The sequence below is a fragment of the Oscillospiraceae bacterium genome (assembly GCA_031265355.1).
Lineage (GTDB): Bacteria > Bacillota > Clostridia > Oscillospirales > UBA929 > JAIRTA01.
The window spans coordinates 164,549-182,557 of sequence record JAISCT010000047.1 but is presented as its reverse complement, the minus strand read 5'-3'; the positions used below and the strand labels follow the sequence as shown (position 1 = coordinate 182,557).

At 52.9% G+C, this 18,009-nt stretch carries 16 protein-coding genes, 1 tRNA gene and 1 pseudogene; all 18 read left to right on the top strand.

Translation table 11 applies throughout. From position 1 onward, the window contains the following. Positions 1-3 precede the first annotated feature (3 nt). Positions 4-297 (top strand): KOW domain-containing RNA-binding protein, encoded by a 294-nt coding sequence (locus LBK75_07395; GenBank protein MDR1158115.1) that lies wholly within the window; start codon positions 4-6, stop codon positions 295-297. Between the two features lie 85 nt (positions 298-382). Continuing rightward, positions 383-601, top strand: coding sequence for a translation initiation factor IF-1 (infA, locus tag LBK75_07390; protein ID MDR1158114.1), 219 nt, complete (start codon positions 383-385; stop codon positions 599-601). Positions 602-618: 17 nt separating this feature from the next. Next, entirely contained in the window at positions 619-732 is a 114-nt protein-coding gene (rpmJ, locus tag LBK75_07385; protein ID MDR1158113.1) for a 50S ribosomal protein L36, read from the top strand. Positions 733-912: 180 nt separating this feature from the next. Further along, positions 913-1,281 carry a 30S ribosomal protein S13 gene (gene rpsM / locus LBK75_07380; GenBank protein MDR1158112.1) on the top strand — a complete coding sequence of 123 codons (369 nt, stop codon included), beginning with the start codon at positions 913-915 and terminating at the stop codon, positions 1,279-1,281. A 12-nt stretch (positions 1,282-1,293) separates the two neighbouring features. Next, positions 1,294-1,695: a 30S ribosomal protein S11 gene (gene rpsK, locus LBK75_07375; GenBank protein MDR1158111.1), complete on the top strand. Its 402-nt coding sequence runs from the start codon at positions 1,294-1,296 to the stop codon at positions 1,693-1,695. Between the two features lie 19 nt (positions 1,696-1,714). After that, a complete protein-coding gene (rpsD, locus tag LBK75_07370) occupies positions 1,715-2,341 on the top strand; it encodes a 30S ribosomal protein S4 (protein MDR1158110.1) in 627 nt (208 codons plus the stop codon). A 90-nt stretch (positions 2,342-2,431) separates the two neighbouring features. Beyond that, entirely contained in the window at positions 2,432-3,379 is a 948-nt protein-coding gene (locus LBK75_07365; GenBank protein ID MDR1158109.1) for a DNA-directed RNA polymerase subunit alpha, read from the top strand. Positions 3,380-3,456: 77 nt separating this feature from the next. Next, positions 3,457-3,792, top strand: coding sequence for a 50S ribosomal protein L17 (gene rplQ / locus LBK75_07360; GenBank protein MDR1158108.1), 336 nt, complete (start codon positions 3,457-3,459; stop codon positions 3,790-3,792). A gap of 298 nt (positions 3,793-4,090) precedes the next feature. Further along, positions 4,091-4,174: transfer RNA gene (locus LBK75_07355), tRNA-Leu, on the top strand. 189 nt (positions 4,175-4,363) lie between these two features. After that, positions 4,364-4,900: pseudogene (locus tag LBK75_07350) on the top strand (Bro-N domain-containing protein). 113 nt (positions 4,901-5,013) lie between these two features. Next, on the top strand, positions 5,014-5,595 hold the full coding sequence (locus LBK75_07345) for a nitroreductase family protein (protein ID MDR1158107.1): 582 nt from the start codon (positions 5,014-5,016) through the stop codon (positions 5,593-5,595). Positions 5,596-6,381: 786 nt separating this feature from the next. Beyond that, positions 6,382-6,609: a DUF3791 domain-containing protein gene (locus LBK75_07340; protein ID MDR1158106.1), complete on the top strand. Its 228-nt coding sequence runs from the start codon at positions 6,382-6,384 to the stop codon at positions 6,607-6,609. After that, positions 6,606-6,767 (top strand): DUF3990 domain-containing protein, encoded by a 162-nt coding sequence (locus LBK75_07335; GenBank protein ID MDR1158105.1) that lies wholly within the window; start codon positions 6,606-6,608, stop codon positions 6,765-6,767. Before LBK75_07340 ends, LBK75_07335 begins: the two co-directional genes overlap by 4 nt. A gap of 19 nt (positions 6,768-6,786) precedes the next feature. Next, complete coding sequence (locus LBK75_07330; GenBank protein MDR1158104.1) at positions 6,787-6,957, top strand: hypothetical protein; 171 nt, start codon at positions 6,787-6,789, stop codon at positions 6,955-6,957. 84 nt (positions 6,958-7,041) lie between these two features. Continuing rightward, entirely contained in the window at positions 7,042-8,664 is a 1,623-nt protein-coding gene (locus tag LBK75_07325) for a TerB N-terminal domain-containing protein (protein MDR1158103.1), read from the top strand. Continuing rightward, positions 8,661-9,989 (top strand): ATP-binding protein, encoded by a 1,329-nt coding sequence (locus LBK75_07320; GenBank protein ID MDR1158102.1) that lies wholly within the window; start codon positions 8,661-8,663, stop codon positions 9,987-9,989. The genes LBK75_07325 and LBK75_07320 overlap by 4 nt, the downstream gene beginning before the upstream one ends. Next, a complete protein-coding gene (locus LBK75_07315; GenBank protein MDR1158101.1) occupies positions 9,986-12,148 on the top strand; it encodes a DEAD/DEAH box helicase in 2,163 nt (720 codons plus the stop codon). Before LBK75_07320 ends, LBK75_07315 begins: the two co-directional genes overlap by 4 nt. A 39-nt stretch (positions 12,149-12,187) precedes the next feature. Next, positions 12,188-17,998 (top strand): DUF3320 domain-containing protein, encoded by a 5,811-nt coding sequence (locus tag LBK75_07310; GenBank protein MDR1158100.1) that lies wholly within the window; start codon positions 12,188-12,190, stop codon positions 17,996-17,998. Positions 17,999-18,009: the final 11 nt, after the last annotated feature.

Here is an 18,009-nt window from a genome sequence, read left to right as displayed (position 1 = left end):
TCCATGAAGGCCTCCGACATAGTCCGGTCTCTGCGCGGTCATGACGCCGGAGGATTGTTTTTTATATTGGACATCGACGAAGAATACGTCATTCTGGCCGACGGGCGCCGTCGGCGGGTGGAAACACCCAAGCGGAAGAAGCGCAAGCACGTTGTCTTTGTGACGTCGTCGGACGCCCGCGCAGCGGGCAAGATCCGGGCGGGCGAGAAAGTGACCAACAACGAGCTGCGCCGCGCGCTGGCGGATTTTGAAGACGAGAGCGCACACCCGGAGGATCCCGGCGCCGGGCCCGGGTGAGAGGACAGAGATAAAGACAGCCGACGCTATATGTAACATCAACACGGCGGCCTCCGAGGCCGGTGGGAAAAGAGGAGGAATCCACGTGGCGAAAGACGACATGATCGAAGCCGAAGGGATCGTTTTGGATGCGTTGCCGAACGCCATGTTCTCCGTGGACATAGGAAACGGACACAAGATTCTGGCCCACATTTCGGGCAAGCTCCGCATGAATTTCATCCGCATTCTGCCCGGCGACAAAGTCACGGTGCAGATGTCGCCCTACGACTTGTCGCGCGGACGGATCACCTGGCGGAGCAAGTAGAAAAGGAGGCAGCCGACATGAAAGTCAGACCCAGTGTGAAGCCCATGTGTGAGAAGTGTAAGATCATCAAGCGGCATGGCCGCGTGATGGTGATCTGTCAAAACCCCAAACACAAACAAAAGCAGGGCTAGTTAGTTATCGTATCATTCTAATGTGGGTTGCACCTGCAACCCACAGCCCCAATTCTTGTTTTTTGTTGCCGCTTCGCGGCAACAAGGCACTAACGTGGGTTGCACCTGCAACCCACAACCCAAATTCTTGTTTTCTGTTGCCGCTTCGCGGCAACAAGGTACTATGGAGGTGCAGCAAGTATGGCGCGTATTGCCGGCGTGGACCTGCCCCGCGACAAACGGATCGATATCGGACTCACGCACATCTACGGCATCGGGCGCAAGACGGCCAGCGGCATTTTGAAGACGACGGGCGTGCCCCCGGAGACCCGTGTCAAGAACCTCACCGAGGAGGAGACCGCGCGCCTGCGCGAGATCATCGAAAAAGAATACCACGTGGAAGGCGACCTGCGCCGCGACGTAGCGATGGACATCAAGCGCCTCATCGAGATCGGAAGCTACCGGGGCCTGCGTCACCGCAGGGGTTTGCCGGTGCGCGGGCAGCGTTCAAAGACCAACGCGCGCACCCGCAAGGGTCCGAAGCGCACGATTGCCAACAAGAAGAAGTAAGGAGGAAGAGGCATGGCAGCACCAAAGGCAAAACGCACGGTTTCGCGCAAGCGCCGTGAGAGAAAAAACATTGAGAAAGGCGCGGCGCATATCCGCTCCTCCTTCAACAACACGATGGTGACGCTCACAGACCTGTCGGGCAACGCCCTCTCGTGGTGTTCGTCCGGGTCGCTCAACTTCCGCGGCTCCCGCAAATCGACGCCGTACGCGGCGCAGATGGCGGCGGAGACCGCCGCGCGCGCGGCGATGGAGCACGGGCTTAAGACTGTCGAGGTGTACGTCAAGGGGCCGGGTTCGGGCCGCGAGGCGGCGATCCGCGCGCTGCAGGCCGCGGGGCTTGAGGTCAGCCTGATCAAAGACGTGACCCCGATCCCCCACAATGGCTGCCGTCCGCCCAAGAGACGGCGCGTGTAAAGGCAGGAGGAGAGAGACTATGGCAAGATATGTGGACGCGGTTTGCCGTCAATGCCGCCGCGAGGGGCAGAAGCTCTTTTTGAAAGGCGACCGCTGTTATTCCGATAAATGCAGCATCGTGCGCCGCGCCTATCCGCCCGGACAGCACGGGCAGGGCCGCAAAAAGAATTCCGAATACGGCCTCCAGCTCCGCGAGAAGCAGAAGACGCGCCGCTACTACGGCGTGCTGGAGAGCCAGTTCGAGAAGTATTTTGACATGGCGGCCAAGGCCAAGGGCGTCACGGGCGAAAATCTGCTTCGGATTTTGGAGTCCCGCCTGGACAACGTGGTGTATCGGCTGGGTTTTGCCATGTCGCGCCCCGAGGCGCGCCAGCTCGTGGGCCACGGACATTTTACGGTGAACGGGCACAAGGTAAACATCCCATCCGCCCTTATCAAGACGGGCGATGTGGTGGCGCTTCGCACTCGGAGCCGCAGCATCGACAAGATCAAGACCTCTCTTGAGAACAACGCCTCGCGTGTGCCGCCCAAGTGGCTGGATTTTGACAGGGAAGCCTTTACCGCCACGGTCACCGGCGTGCCGGAGCGCGATGACATTGACCTTCCCGTGGAAGAACATCTCATTGTCGAGTTGTATTCCAAGTAAGAGGCGCCGGTGGGGGCTGCGAGAGCCGAAATCGCTGTGTGTGGCCGTCCGGCCGCTCCGTTGTCTGGCTGAAGGAGGGTTATATGCTTCATGATAGAAATTGAAAAGCCGCGCATTGAATGCATGGAAAACCAAGAGGATCCGTCGTACGGCAAATTCATTGTGGAACCTTTGGAGCGCGGTTATGGGACGACGCTGGGCAATTCGCTGCGGCGCATTTTGCTCTCGTCTCTGCCCGGTACGGCGGTGACCACGGTGAAGATCGCCGGCGTACAACACGAGTTTTCTACCATTCCGGGCGTCAAGGAGGACGTGACCGAGATTGTGCTCAATATCAAGGGCATCACGGCGCGGCTGCACAGTCCCGGGACAAAGACGATCTATGTCGAGGCGCACGGGGAAGGCGTGGTGCGCGCGGGCGACATCAAAAGCGACGGCGAGGTGGAGATTTTAAACCCGGAACTTCACATTGCCACGCTGGGACCGGACGCCAGCTTGGAGATGGAGCTCACATTGTCTCGGGGCCGCGGGTATGTGTCCGCCGAACGCAACAAGCCGGCCCAGTCGGTGATCGGGCTCATTCCGATCGATTCGATCTACACGCCGGTGCTCAAGGTGAACTACACGGTGGGCAACACGCGCGTGGGTCACATGACGGATTTTGACATGCTTACGCTGGAGGTCTGGACAGACGGTACGATCTCGGCGCGGGATGCCGTGAGTTTGGGCGCCAAGATCATGTCGGACCATATGATGCTCTTTGCCGACCTGTCCGACAATGTGGGCAGCCGCTCCACGGTGGTGGAGAAGGCGGAGTCCCACCGGGACAAAGTGCTGGAGATGACGATTGAAGAGCTCGACCTGTCTGTGCGCAGTTTCAACTGTCTCAAGCGCGCCGGCATCAATTCCGTGGAGGACCTGGTGGGCAAGACGGAGGCGGACATGATGAAGGTAAGAAACCTCGGCCGCAAGTCGCTGGAGGAAGTCATCAACAAGTTGTCGGCGATGGGATTGTCTCTGGCCATCGAGGAGCTTTGAGTCTTCCGGCTCAGCGCAACCGACGCGCCCCCGGGGATCGGGCGGCGATGATACCACCCATGAGGGAGGGCATTACAATGCCAAGAAAATTGGGACGCACCACGGACCAGCGCAAGGCAATGCTGCGCGCGATGGTGACGAATATGATCGAATACGGGCGGATCGAGACCACGGTCACCCGGGCGAAGGAAGTGGGCCCCCTGGTGGAGAAGATGATCTCCTTGGGCAAGCAAAACACGCTCGCCACACGCCGCGCCGCCTTGGCTTTCATCACAAAGGAAGACGCCGTGAAGAAGCTCTTCGACACGACGGCGCCCGGTTATGCCGGCCGCAACGGCGGCTACACCCGTCTGACGCGCCTTGGTCCCCGCCGCGGCGACGCCGCCGAGATGGCGGTCCTTGAGCTCGTCTAAACGCAGCCCAGGGCACGGCCCGGCTTTCGAAAACACAAGGACCCGCTATATGTTGTGGCGCACCATGACATATAGTGGGTCCTGTTTGCAGTCCCGCGGCCCCGTGGGCTTTGCGGATCTGATTGACGGGTCTGCGTCGGCGTGATATACTAAAGCGACAAGGGTGACAAGGCGACAGAGGCACCTATTCCGACAGGAGGAGAGCCACTGTGAAGAAAAAACATGGGATTTTATGGGAGGGTCTTTCAGCATAGTGTATCGGGATTGGTCTTGTGGCCAATCCCGAAGCGGTGGAGATGCGGGCGTGATGGAATGGCAGACATGCAAGATTTAGGTTCTTGTGCCGCAAGGCGTGCGGGTTCAAATCCCGCCGCCCGCACCAAAATGTCCATACTTAAACCGGCAGTAAAAAAATTAGCGATTTTATGGCCAGTTTTTATTTTGGAAAAGATCTGCGGAGCTACGAGCCATGTGGCCCAAGCGCTTTAGCCACACCAAAATCGGCGCTGTTGCTTGTATTTTTGCGGGTTTAGACGTATAATACATATTGTATATAAGACGGGTGGATACAGTGAGCGGAGATAATATTCAATTATTTGAAGACAAACGCATCCGTACCGCATGGGACGAGGAAAACGGGGAGTGGTTGTTCTCGGTGGTCGATGTGGTCGCCGTTTTAACCGATCAATCTACACAGCGTAATGCGAGCACTTATTGGGCAGTTATGAAAAAACGCTTGAATGAAGAGGGTGAAGATCAGTTGCTTACAAATTGTAAGCAACTGAAAATGAAAGCGGCAGACGGTAAGCGGTATAATACTGATGTCGCCAATACAGAGCAACTTCTACGGATTATCCAGTCCATACCGTCTCCCAAAGCCGAACCTTTTAAGATGTGGTTGGCTACGGTTGGACGTGAACGGATAGATGAGACCGTCGACCCGGAGTTAACCATAGACCGCGCTCTTGAAACTTATCTTAAAAAGGGTTACTCAAGAGAATGGATCAATCAGCGTCTACAGGCAATTCAAGTCCGCAAAGAGCTAACCGACGAATGGCAAGATCGTGGCGTTAAAAAGGGCATCGAATACGCGATCCTGACGGATGAAGCGATTATGGTCAAATTACAAAAATCGGATGATGGGCCGAGTATCAGCCCCGCTTTTATAGAACTCTTGACTCACGAGTTGTAATACAAATTATTACGAAAAGGGGTATTCAAATGACCAATGAGTTTTTAGAGCTAATAAAAAGCCGCCGCAGCACAAGGAAGTTCAAACCTGAACAAGTCAATCAAGATAAGCTGAACGCTATCATCGAAGCTGGGCTGTATGCACCAAGCGGTAACAATGCACAATCATGGCACTTTACAGTAATACAGAATCAAGAAGTAATCCGCAAAATGAACGAAGATTTGAAAGAGGCTATTAAGTCTTCCGACAATCTGCCGGAATTTATGCTGTCCAAAGTAAAAGCTACTGCCAGTAATGATGCCACGAACCTTTTTTATGGAGCGCCAACACTTATTTTGGTTTCACAACCGGAAGGTGGATTTTTTCCAATGATTGACGCAGCTCTGGCATCTGAAAACATTATGCTTGCCGCCCATGCGCTTGAACTGGGTTCGTGCTGGATAGGTTCTGTGGGCTGGCTGTTTAACGGTGCCAAAAGAAATGAGTATTTGGAGATATTGCAGATACCACAGGGGTATTCCCCTTCCCATATTATTTTAATCGGCGAAAGAGCCGATAGTCCGGCGCAGGCAACAGCAAGAAAAGAAAATGCTGTTAATTATATTAAGTAGATTAGTTACTGTTCAGGTCTTGAGCACATCAGGAGGGCCTGGATGTGGTATCCTTAAATCGCCACGTCGGGTGAGTAATTTAAGGGGGATTCGCCGAAAGAGCTATGCAAGAACAGCAGGCTACTGTGCGCAGGGTGCGCACATGTCCAACTCTTTGGCGCTTGAAAGAACCACCACCGGCGACTTATAATATGGCGGGCTTATGCGGACGCGCACCACCTACCTCTTCGTGCTCTGTAGTGTGCCTGCCTCTCCGCTTAAATTATATCACATTCTTTGCAAAGTGGCACCCAACCCCGTTTCATCCCTCGTTGGTGCCAGAAAGGTATGGTCAATATGTTAAACGCACAAATCAGGCCATCGCGGGATTTACGCAACAATTATGCTGATATAGTAAAAACGCTTGAACAGCACGACGATATCGAAGAATATCTGTGCAAAGCGAGATATTAGAATACAGATATTGGAAAATAGGACGCCGGAATAGCCGCTAATTTTCCCGGGAGACTTTGCACAATCCGGATTTTAACCTCCACATAAATGTGGAGGTTAAAATCAAATTCGGTGGTAAGAGATGGGGTGAGAAGTTTTGGTCTTAACCTGCACCGGCGAACCATTGTGACATCCTCGTCAAGGAGATGATTCTTTTTGGCGGTCGCAGTATCAAGGGAATTATTCTTTAAGCTGTGCTCAAGAATGGCGGAACGGTGTACCAATGCAGTATGAAGGGTTTTTAGGTATAGTGCTGATGAGTGCACCGATTTCCAAATTAGTTGGGGTGATAGTGTGATTACTAAACAGCAAATAAACATCATAAATTACCTTGTCATTTGTATAAATGATTTTGCTGGGCGCTTCGGCTTGGATGCAAAATCGGCATATCAATTCTTGTCCGAATATGGCGGCATATCATTTTTGTTGGAGCATTATGAGATTGAGCATACGCTTAGTCTAGATGATGCCATTGACGACTTGGCGAGAATATGCTCGAATAATGGAGGGTTCTTGTCATGATTTTATATCATGGATCAAATATGAAAGTGTCCAAAGTTGATCTCTTGAAATGTAGACCATATAAGGACTTCGGATGTGGATTCTATTTGACTGACATTGAGGAACAAGCGGTTCGTAGCAATACTCATTCCATACGCAAAAAGCTTTGCAGTACTTGAAAGCATTGGAGGGGTAGTCATGGATAAAATAGATGCGCTTATCGAAGGTGTAACACAAGACATTATCGCGTATTTGGTTGAGGACAAGAATATCGTCATTCAACAAGCAATGAATATCCTTTATAATTCTGTTCTTTTCAGTAAGTTGTCGGATTCCGGAACGGGACTTTATCGTGAAAGTTCGCGGTAGTCGCCGGCGGCGAACAGGGTGTGAAAATTCCATGCCCCCTGCGGATATTGTGACTGCGGGGCAGATGAAAGGGAACGAGCGGGTATGACGATATTCAATGAAGGAATAGAACAGCTCTTCGCTGCCATTATTGCGGGATATAAGAAACCCTCTTCCTACGAAGCGGAGAAGTTGCATCCAAAACAATTGTCCGAACCGTATAACACATTTGCAAAAATGCGAAAAATTGGCGGGGCTGAGTATGAATATGGACATTATAGATATTATATGGACGACGGAAATACTTTTTATAAAGAAGCTGTTTTTATGCAAGATTTCATAGACGATTATGATAAGATAGTGCCTTTTGATGCCGCTTATTCCTCATACTCTAAAATGGACGATTCTCAATTGCGCACATATTTCACTTGGCGCACAAAGGTCCGTCAGGGCCATGTTGAGAACATTTCGATTTCATATGCCTTTTGCTATTTGTACGAACTGCTCAATGATATAGGCGTGATAGACGCGACAGATGGAATCAATAAACTGATAGCATTTTGGTCGGCCTTTAAAAAGTATAGTGATCGGTTGGATTCTTGCCTTTTGGAGTGGATCAGAGATTATTTTGTGGTTCATCACGCGGAATTGACAGAACAATTTGCGGTCGTCAGCCGTCGTTTCCCTGTTCCTTGTTACACTATGGATGTGGAACAAATTAAGAAAACCATCTCTTGTGATTGGGATGATTTGAAGACGATCGAACTGTCGTCTTCGTTTAAGATAACAAATGGACGGTTTTACAAGGCGAATGATGCAATGACAGTTGAAAAATGTGCATGCTATGTAGTTCGCTCTCTTGCAAAGCTCTTCAAAGATAATGGCGTGGACTTTCGCAAGATGTTTCATAAAATGTGTCGGGAGAGGATGTCGTCGCTGTTTAAAAACATTCCGCATAAGACTGTTTCTATGCCCCCTGCTGTCGTAAAAATTGATGCACTGGAATCCATCAAACGCAGCGCACGAGGATGGCATCGTGAATACCTTTCATTTGATGCCTATAAATCGGTCGTTGGATATATAATGAAATGCATCGAAATCAAGATGCGGAAGGCTTTCGGTTACAAGAAAAGCTTGCAGATGCCGAGTATATCACAGCTGGAGAACGGTTTTCTATCGCCGCCTACGTACAGAGGACGTCATTCGTTGCGTCAGTTGAAGACTTGGAAGGGCAAGGCATACGGCGTCATAATCAGTCCGGCGTTTGAGCAGACCATTGTCAAGGCGATCTTAGAATACTGTCAAATGGCGCATGTTGCGATCAAAGATGAGGAGATAATGCAGGCAAGGCTTGTGACCATAGACATGAGCAAACTGGCGGAGATCAAAAGAGACCATGAGGAAACGGCACAAAAGCTGATCCTGTCCGAGGATATGCAAGAAGAACAGACATTCAAACAGTCGCCGCCGGCGACGGTAGGGACCGGAGAAATGTCGGGGGTGGACGGATTTGTGAATGTATTGTCGCGTGAGGAGCTTGTTCTTGTGTCAACCTTACTGGCGGGCGGACAGGCGCCCGCCAATAGTGAAATGCTGATAGAAGCGATCAACGGCAAGGCCCTTTCGGTCATCGCCGATAACGTGATTGATTGTGCGGAAGGCGTGGTGTGCATCAATGACTTTTACTTTGATGATTTAAAAACGGCGGCAGGAGGTCAAAACCAATGAGCCTTGCCAATAAAATACCGCTCCGTATTGCGAATACGTTGCTGAACGCGTTGAAAGGCGGCGTTGTACCGCGTACAGGTCTTGGCTATATCACTGTCGGCAGAAAGGACGAAATTGATGCGCTGCTGCATGACGTGGAGACCATAGCCGTAGGCGGAGCGTCATTTCGCTTTGTCGTCGGTAGATATGGGGCAGGAAAGAGCTTCTTACTCCAAACCATCCGAAACTACGCTATGGAACGCGGTTTTGTCGTCGTCGATGCAGATTTGTCTCCCGAGAGGCGATTGATGGGGCACAAAGGCGAGGGGCTTGCTACCTACCGGGAATTGATGAAAAATTTGTCTACACAGACATTGCCGGACGGCGGCGCGCTGAGCCTCTTGTTGCAAAGATGGGTTGCTACTCTGAAAACGGAAGTGATGCAGGAGGCATCGCTGACCGCGGACGATGCGCGCTTGAATCCGTTGGTGGAGATCAAAATCCATCGGACGATCAACGAGCTTGAGACGATTGTCCACGGGTTTGACTTTGCGCGGATTATTTCTCTATATTGGAAAGCAATCATGACAGAGGACGATGAACTGAAAAGAAAGACCCTCAAATGGCTCAGAGGTGAATATTCGACAAAAACAGAGGCGCGGCGGGAACTGGGCATTGGGGTCATCATTACGGACGATGACTGGTATGAATATACCAAGCTATTTGCGATGTTTGTCGTCAGGGCAGGGTTCAAAGGGATGCTGATGATCGTTGACGAATTGGTGAATTTGTTTAAGATTCCAAGCACGATTTCCCGCCAGTATAACTATGAGAAGATTCTGACTATGTACAATGACATTATGCAGGGCAAAGCGCAGCATATTGGCGTTATTATGAGCGGAACGCCGCAGAGCATTACAGATACCCGCCGGGGGGTGTTTAGCTATGAAGCGCTTAAATCACGGCTGGAGAGCAGCCGTTTTTCGGACGAAACTACGCGCGATCTACTCTCACCCATCATCAAGCTCAAAACACTCACACCGGAAGAGATGTACTTTTTGATGCAAAAGTTGGAACTGATTCACAGTCAGGTGTATCAGTATGCGCCACAAATGTTGCCAAACGAGCTCCAGTTTTTTATCCAGACAGAATATGAGCGCATCGGCGCGGGGCAAAACATCACGCCCCGCGAGATCATTCGCGACTTCATTGAAGTGTTGAACATCCTGTTGCAAAATCCCAATAAAACCGTGCAGAGCATTTTGAGAGGCGATGGGTTTGAATACACTTCAGTCTCTGAAAACGAGACAAGCATACACACGGAATTTAAAGGGTTTGAGATATGAGCACATTTGAGAAACTCGCTCCGTTTATACAAGATTATATCTATCGCAACCGTTGGGAAGAACTACACGAAATCCAAGTGGCGGCTTGCGATGTAATTTTTAACAGCGACGGCAATTTGCTCATGGCTACGCCCACCGCTTCGGGCAAAACAGAGGCGGCGTTTCTTCCGATCATCACAGAGATATACAACAAGCCGCCAAACGGAGTGGGTGTGTTGTATATCGCTCCGCTTAAGGCGCTTATCAATGATCAATTCGGACGAATTGCGGTGCTTCTGGAAGAGGCATATATCCCTGTAACAAAATGGCACGGCGATGTTGGGCGAACAAAAAAGAACAGATTGCTGAAAAATCCGAAAGGTGTTTTGCAGATAACCCCTGAATCTTTAGAGGCAATGCTGATGAAACGGAAGCAGGACATTGTCGCGTTGTTTTCCGATTTGAGATTTGTCGTGATAGATGAAGTGCACAATTTTCTTGGCGAGGACAGGGGTGTGCAGCTGTCGTCCATTTTGGAGCGCATACAAGCATTGATAGATTCTGTACCAAGAAGGATTGGGCTCTCCGCTACATTGGGCGATTTGGTGGCCGCTGAAAAATGGTTAAACGGGGGCACAGAACGAAAATGCGTCACGCCATCCGTTTCCGCCGAACGACGCAAAGCGCGGATTATGGCGAGCCATTTTTATACGCTCCCGCTGAAATTGGATGCCGAAGGGACCAGTTGGACAGATTACTACGAGACGCTGTACAGTCTGACACAGGGGAGAAAGAGTATCATTTTTTCCAACTCTCGTGCGGACGTAGAGCGAAACATCGTAAATCTAAGAGAGCTGGCAGGCAGAAAAAAAGAGAGGGACACGTTTCTGGTACATCATGGAAGCGTTTCCGCCTCGAACCGTGAATACGCTGAAACGCAGATGAAAACTTCAGATTTGCCTTTGGTGACCGGCGCCACTGTCACTTTGGAACTGGGCATAGACTTGGGCGATTTGGAAAGGATTGTACAGACAGGGTGTCCGCACACTGTTTCCAGTTTGGCACAGCGGCTTGGAAGAAGCGGGAGACGCAGTGGTATTTCTGAGATGTGCTTTATTTTTAACGAGGAAAAACATGACGCGGGCAGTGAATTTTATAAACATATCAATTGGTTGTTCGTAAAATGTATTGCGCTGATAGAGTTGTATCGAGAAAATTGGCTGGAGCCTATTTTTATAGAAAAATATCCGTTTGGTGTTTTGTTTCATCAGACCATGAGTTTTTTATTTTCGCGCGGCGAAGCGACCGCAGAATTGTTGGCACAGACAATGTTGACGAAAAACGCATTCGCTTTTATAACACAGGAAGATTATAGACAGCTGTTGCGGTATATGCTTGAAAAGAAACAGATAGAAAAATTTGGAAACACTTTGCTGGTCGGTGAAAATGGTGAACATTTGACCAACCATTATGAATTTTATTCGGTTTTTGAAACGCCGGTTGAATACTCTGTACGCGATAAATCACACGAAATCGGTGTGTTAAACGACCCAATGCCCCCGGATACCACATTTGTGCTTGCGGGAATCGCATGGGTTGTGACTGAACTTGATAGGGAACAAAAGATCATATATGTAGAAAAAGTGCAAGGCAAACCGCCAACTATATGGCGCGGCCCCGGTGAGGGATTAGAGCATACAAAAGTGTTGCAAAAGATGCGGGAAGTGATTGCGACGGATGGTCAATACCCGTACTTGCATCCAAACGCGGCGAAACGTTTAGAGGAAATACGCCGGCTCATCGGACAAACCGGTGCTTTGCATGAGGGAATATTTGAAATTTCACCGGATACATGCGGCGTGTTTCCGTGGCTTGGCACAAGAGCCTTCAATGCGCTGGATTTTGCGTTGAACAAGAAATTGAAACACAGACAGTTCGTGCCGCACCATTGGCCGATGATGCTCATTAAAGGAGTCTCTCGCAGTGAATTGACAGCGGAATTGCGGGCAATAAAGGCATGGGAGTTGACCATTGATGATTTGGCGCTGCCGAGTGAGGTGGCGCCCATAGGCAAATATGGTGAATTTGTTCCCTCGGAATTGTTGCGCAAGCAGTTTGCGGACAGATATATTGACATAGCGGACATGCAGGAGGCGTTCATGCTGCCCACGGGGAGGTGAAAGCCCCATGCAAAAAGAAGAGCTGGGAGGTGTATCCACGTGGGAAAGGCAGATGTCTCGATCAAACCGGATGTCACGAGCGTAGTCAATTTTGCATTGCAGCAAAATCGCATCCCTGTTGTCAGAGAACTCTCTCTCTGTCACCTTGGCGCGGAGTTGTTGGAAGATGTTACCCTCCGCATCACCACGAACCCGGAACTTTCGATTCCATATGAACAGGTGCTGCGGCAGCTGCCCGGAAAGCAGGTTGTTGTACTCAAAAACATATCCCTGCATTTAAACGCGGAGATGCTCGCCGGTTTGACGGAGCGGCTCACAGGTATTCTGCAGATCTCACTCCACCAAAACGGCGAGGAATTGTCAGCCTACACGGAAGAAATTGTTGCGCTTGCCTACGACGAGTGGCATGGATCCGCCTTTTTCCCGGAGCTGCTGGCCGCTTTTGTCATGCCCAACCATCCTGAGGTGGTGACGATCAATGCGAGGGCCTCCGAACTGCTGGGAGTGTGGACGGGCAACCGGTCGTTGGACGCCTACCAAAGCAGAGATCCTGACCGTGTCAAGAAACAGGCCGCGGCCGTATACGGCGCCCTGCAGGAACAGAACATCGTTTATTCTGTCCCGCCGGCCAGCTTTGAAGCCGGGGGGCAGCGCGTGCGGTTGTGTGACGCGGTCATGCAGCAGCACATGGGGACTTGTCTTGACATCACGCTCTTTTATGCCTCCTGTCTGGAGGCCATGGGGCTTTGTCCGCTGCTGATCTTGCAGAAGGGGCATATCTTTTTGGGCGTTTGGCTGGAGGACTTGTCGTTCCCGGAATCCGTCTCGGACGACCCCTCGTTGATTACGAAACGCGTTTCCGAGGATATTGGCGAAATCGCCGTGGTGGAATGCACGGCGCTGACCGCCGGGAAGGACATCAGTTTCAGCGAGGCGGAAAAGGCCGCCATACAGTCTCTGCAAGGAATCGACGCGCTGGAATACATCATCGATGTCCACCGGGCCAGGCTTTCCGGCATCCGCCCTCTGCCCTTGCGCGTTCGAACGGAGCAGGGATGGGTTGTGGCATTCGACAAACGGGACGCCTCCGAACTCACCGCGGCGCCTGAAACGATGAGAGGCGCTGTCGCCGTGACGGAGGGTGCGGCCGCACCTGTGACCAAGCGGATGCAATGGGAACGGAAATTGTTGGATTTAGGGCTTCGCAATACGCTGATCAACATGCGACTCTCCCGAACGCTTATCCCGATCTTTTCCTCCTCTCTGGCCGATTTGGAAGACGCACTTGCGAGCGGCGCCGAATTTGGTGTGATGCCGCGCCCGGTGGAATGGGCACAGCGGGGAAAAGTTTCAGAGGATTTCGAAGACATTTGCGACGTCGGTCCGTATGCCCAGCTCATACAGGCCGAGTTTGCCAACAGACGGCTTCGGTCTCCCCTGTCTGAAAGCGACCTGAACCGGGCCATTGTCAACCTGTATAGAACCTCGAAAACGTCACTGGAAGAAAATGGATCAAACACATTGTATCTCTCCTGCGGGCTCCTGCGCTGGTTTGAGACAAACGCCAGCCAAAAAGCCCGTTATGCGCCGCTGGTGCTGCTGCCGGTGGAGATTGTCCGGAAATCGGCGCTGAAAGGGTATGTCATGCGCCTGCGCGACGAGGAGGCGCAGATGAACATCACCCTGCTGGAAATGTTAAAGCAGGACTTTAGCATCGCGGTCGGCGGGCTTGACCCCCTGCCGCTTGACGAACATGGCGTAAACATGCGCGAGGTGTTTGCGGTGCTGCGGCACGCCATCATGGCGCAGCCGAGATGGGATGTGCTTGAGTCGGCGTTTTTGGGGATCTTTTCTTTCTCGCAATTCGTCATGTGGAACGACATGCGCAACCGCTATCAGGACATGGAGAAAAGCAAGGTGGTCAAGAGTCTCATGGAGGGGCGCCTGCAGTGGGAAGCGGGCGGCATGCACATAGGCGGCCGGGTGCCGGAAGGGGATGTGTATCTTCCTATGGCTGCCGACGCGTCCCAGCTGTTTGCCATCGCATCCGCGGTCAAAGGCGAGAGTTTTGTGCTCCACGGACCTCCGGGGACCGGCAAGTCACAGACGATCACCGCCCTCATTGCCAACGCCCTGGCGCAGGGGAAAACGGTTTTGTTTGTGGCGGAAAAAATGGCCGCGCTGTCCGTGGTGCAAAAGAGGCTGGATCATTTGGGAATCGGCCCGTTTTGTCTGGAGCTCCATTCCAACAAATCGAGAAAAAAAGACGTGTTGGAACAGCTGCGCGCCGCGACGGAGATCCGCGGCGCCAGGACCACGGAGGCGTATGAAAAAATCGCCGAACGCGCGGCGGGTCTTCGCGCGGAACTGAATGCGTATGCGCACAGTCTGCACGCGGTGCGTCAATCGGGCCTCAGCCTCTGTGACATGGTGAATCTGTACGAGGCCAACCGTCAGGCAGAGGGTACGGTTCTCCTTGACAAGGAGTTTGCCGAGGCCTTGCATGCGGATGATTTGCAAGAAAAAGAGTTGTTGCTGGAGCGGCTGACGGCGGCCGCGAGAGCGGTGGGCCATCCGCACGGGCACAAGCTTCGCGCCATTGGCCGGTTCGACTACTCGCAGCAGGTTCGTGTCGGGCTGCCGGATGCGGTCAACAGGTACCGGGCGTCCGCCGCCAAAGCCGAAACATTGGGCAAGCGTCTGTCCGCCTGGCTGCAAGTCGATCCGCCGCGCGCGAAAGCCGGATGGGAGAGACTCGCCCGTGTCGCGGCGGAACTCAAACGGTGGGAGGCGATACCCCGCAGCTGGGCGCAAAAAGAGTCGTTCGCGAACTACTTGGAAGAAGTGCAGACATTTGTCCGGCATGCTCAAAAAGCGGCGGAAAACAAAAAGCGCCTGACGGCCCGCTGGGCGCCCGACTTTTTGCAGCAGGATGGGCAGGCGCTGGAGGCGGAGTGGAAGGCGGCGTCCGCCAAGTGGGCTTTGCCCAAAACGCTTGGGCAAAGCCAGCTCATAAAACGCCTTCGTCCCTTTTGTGTTGGCGCTGTCGAAAAAAACACGCTCTCCGACGCATTTGCCCTGCTGGCCGAGTACCAGCGAGAGAGTCAGGCCGCGGACGCGTGGCTGCGGCACAACACAGACAGCCTTGCGGCGCTGCACGCTTTTGAGAATACCGATTGGGAGCGTATCATAGGCCTGTGCGCCGAGGCGAGAGAGAGCAGCCAGGCACTGCGGACGCTGACGGGGTCTGACCATATGCGTCTGTTGTTTGCGGCCAACGGAGAGGGGTTTTCGGACATAGACTCCTTTGTGGCGGCCTGGCGCGAGTTCCTGGACGCACAGAAGAGCTTGGGAGTCCTGCTTGCTGTGGATTTTGACTGCTACGGGCTTTCCGACTGGATGCCCGCGCAGAGCGCCATCGGTGCGGATATCGTCGGCCACGCGGATGCGCTGCGGGAATGGATGGTGTGGAAAGGCATGGCTCAGGACGTACGCCGTACGGGCCTCGGCCATGTCGTTGACAGCTATGAGGCCGGATTGGCGCACGCCGCTGTGCTCCCCTCGTATCGAAAGGCGCTGTACGCCGCCATGATTGTCGCGGTCGTGGAATCGGATGAGACGTTGAATCGGTTTTCCGGTGCGGTTTTCGACGAAAAGATTGAACAATTCAAACGAATTGATCGCGAGCTCACAGAGGTCACGAAACAGGAGATTTTTGGCCGCCTCGCGGCCAAGGTACCGGACTTTTCAAGAGAAGCGGCGCAGAGTTCGGAACTGAGCATTTTGCAGCGGGCGATCCGCAGCGGGGGGCGGGGCCTCAGCATCAGAAGGCTGTTTGAGCAAATCTCCAATCTGCTGCCGCGCCTCTGTCCATGCATGCTGATGAGTCCCATTTCAGCCGCGCAGTATCTCGATCCCAAACGCCCGCTGTTTGATATCGTGGTCTTTGATGAGGCGTCTCAGTTGCCGACATGCAAAGCCGTGGGCGCCTTGGCGCGCGGCAAAGAGGCGATTGTGGTCGGGGACCCGAACCAGATGCCGCCGACCAGCTTTTTTTCAGGCGGTACAGTGGACGAGGACAACCTGGATGTGGAAGATCTTGAGAGTATTTTGGACGACTGCCTTGCGCTTGGCATGCCGCAGACACATCTGCTTTGGCACTACCGCAGCCGCCATGAAAGCCTGATCGCGTTCAGCAACAGTCAATTTTACGAGAACAAACTGTACACCTTCCCATCGGTGAATGACCGCGAATCGAGGGTCAGGCTGGTCCCGGTGGACGGATGTTTTGATCGCGGCAAAAGCAGAGAGAATCGGGTTGAGGCGGAGAGAGTCGTTGCGGAACTGGTACGCCGCTATCAAGACCCGGCGCTGCGCAAATGCAGTGTGGGTGTGGTCACCTTCAACATCTCTCAGCAAAACTTGATAGACGATCTGTTTACCGAGGCCTGCAAATCAGACAGCGGACTCGAAGCGTGGGCATATGATTCGGAAGAACCGCTGTTTGTAAAAAATCTTGAAAACGTACAGGGCGATGAGCGGGACGTCGTCTTATTTTCCATCGGATTTGGCCCCGACCAGGAGGGGAAAATATTTATGAATTTCGGTCCTCTCAATCGGGACGGCGGATGGCGCAGGCTCAACGTGGCCGTATCGCGGGCACGGGATGATATGGTCGTGTTTTCATCTCTCCAGCCGGATCAGATCAACCTGTCGAAAACCAACGCAAGGGGCGTGGCGGCGTTAAAAGCGTTTCTTGCGTATGCGCAGAGCGGGCGGGTCTCTGCGGAGGAAGTCGCTTCTCCGCAAAAGACTGCGCAGCAGGCCGGGATTGCCGGCAGCATTTGTGATTTCCTCGGCGAGGCCGGGTATGAAACACAGCGATCGGTTGGACATTCGGAATATCGGATTGATGTGGGCGTTGTGGATCCGGACCATCCGAACCGCTATCTGCTGGGGATTCTGCTGGATGGTCCTCTGTACGGCAAGGCAAAAACCACGCGTGACCGGGAACTCGCACAGGTTTCTGTACTGCATGGACTCGGCTGGGAAACGCATCGCATTTGGTCCATGGACTGGTGGGATAACAGCCGGAAAGAGAGAGACAAGCTGTTGGCGCGGTTGGAGACGCTGAGGAGAGAACCACCCCAGGAAACCGCCGCGGCGGAGAACCCATCCGCCGCGATGTCGGAAGAGGAAACCGTCGCAAATGAAAACACCCTTGTGATGGGCCGCTGCCAGCCGGCACCGCCTGTGAGTCAAGACCGCGCGGCAGTGTCTCAAGGGACAGTCTATCTGGCGGTGTCTCTGCCGAATATGCCCATTTCCGCGGATGAGTATGTCCTGCCGGAATCCACGAGTCATATTGCGGACAGATTCCGCCTCACGCTTCGAAGAGAAGCGCCCATATCCGAAACATTGCTGATTCGACGTGTGCTGCAAAGTTGTGGCATTGCGCGTGCAGGCAATCGCGTGCAGGCACGGAGCACAGACATTCTGCAAAGCATGGGGGTCAAGTATACCGAGTGGGCGGGACAGAAATTCTATTGGAATGACGGCCAGGAACCGTCGGCCTATCTCGGATTTCGGGCGACGGGCGAGGGCCATCACAGACGCGACGCAAAGGACGTATCTACAGAGGAGTCAGCCAATGCCGTTTGTGCGGTGCTGGAAGAGCAGATCGGTCTCCCGAAAGAGGATCTGATCCGGGAAACCGCAAAAAAGCTCGGGTATACAAGAAGCGGCCCGCTGGTGGTGGAAACGGTTGAGAGAGGGATGAACTACGCAAAGCATACGGGCCGCATTGTATGGGACGACCGCGGCTACGCGACGCTGTGCTCTCTGTGTTGACGGAGGAGTTA

Bases quoted from the DNA above. Each gene is read 5' to 3' on its own strand.
- LBK75_07395 (MDR1158115.1), top strand. From the start codon at position 4: ATGAAGGCCTCCGACATAGTCCGGTCTCTGCGCGGTCATGACGCCGGA.
- rpmJ (MDR1158113.1), top strand. From the start codon at position 619: ATGAAAGTCAGACCCAGTGTGAAGCCCATGTGTGAGAAGTGTAAGATC.
- rpsM (MDR1158112.1), top strand. From the start codon at position 913: ATGGCGCGTATTGCCGGCGTGGACCTGCCCCGCGACAAACGGATCGAT.
- rpsK (MDR1158111.1), top strand. From the start codon at position 1,294: ATGGCAGCACCAAAGGCAAAACGCACGGTTTCGCGCAAGCGCCGTGAG.
- rpsD (MDR1158110.1), top strand. From the start codon at position 1,715: ATGGCAAGATATGTGGACGCGGTTTGCCGTCAATGCCGCCGCGAGGGG.
- LBK75_07365 (MDR1158109.1), top strand. From the start codon at position 2,432: ATGATAGAAATTGAAAAGCCGCGCATTGAATGCATGGAAAACCAAGAG.
- rplQ (MDR1158108.1), top strand. From the start codon at position 3,457: ATGCCAAGAAAATTGGGACGCACCACGGACCAGCGCAAGGCAATGCTG.
- LBK75_07345 (MDR1158107.1), top strand. From the start codon at position 5,014: ATGACCAATGAGTTTTTAGAGCTAATAAAAAGCCGCCGCAGCACAAGG.
- LBK75_07335 (MDR1158105.1), top strand. From the start codon at position 6,606: ATGATTTTATATCATGGATCAAATATGAAAGTGTCCAAAGTTGATCTC.
- LBK75_07330 (MDR1158104.1), top strand. From the start codon at position 6,787: ATGGATAAAATAGATGCGCTTATCGAAGGTGTAACACAAGACATTATC.
- LBK75_07325 (MDR1158103.1), top strand. From the start codon at position 7,042: ATGACGATATTCAATGAAGGAATAGAACAGCTCTTCGCTGCCATTATT.
- LBK75_07320 (MDR1158102.1), top strand. From the start codon at position 8,661: ATGAGCCTTGCCAATAAAATACCGCTCCGTATTGCGAATACGTTGCTG.
- LBK75_07315 (MDR1158101.1), top strand. From the start codon at position 9,986: ATGAGCACATTTGAGAAACTCGCTCCGTTTATACAAGATTATATCTAT.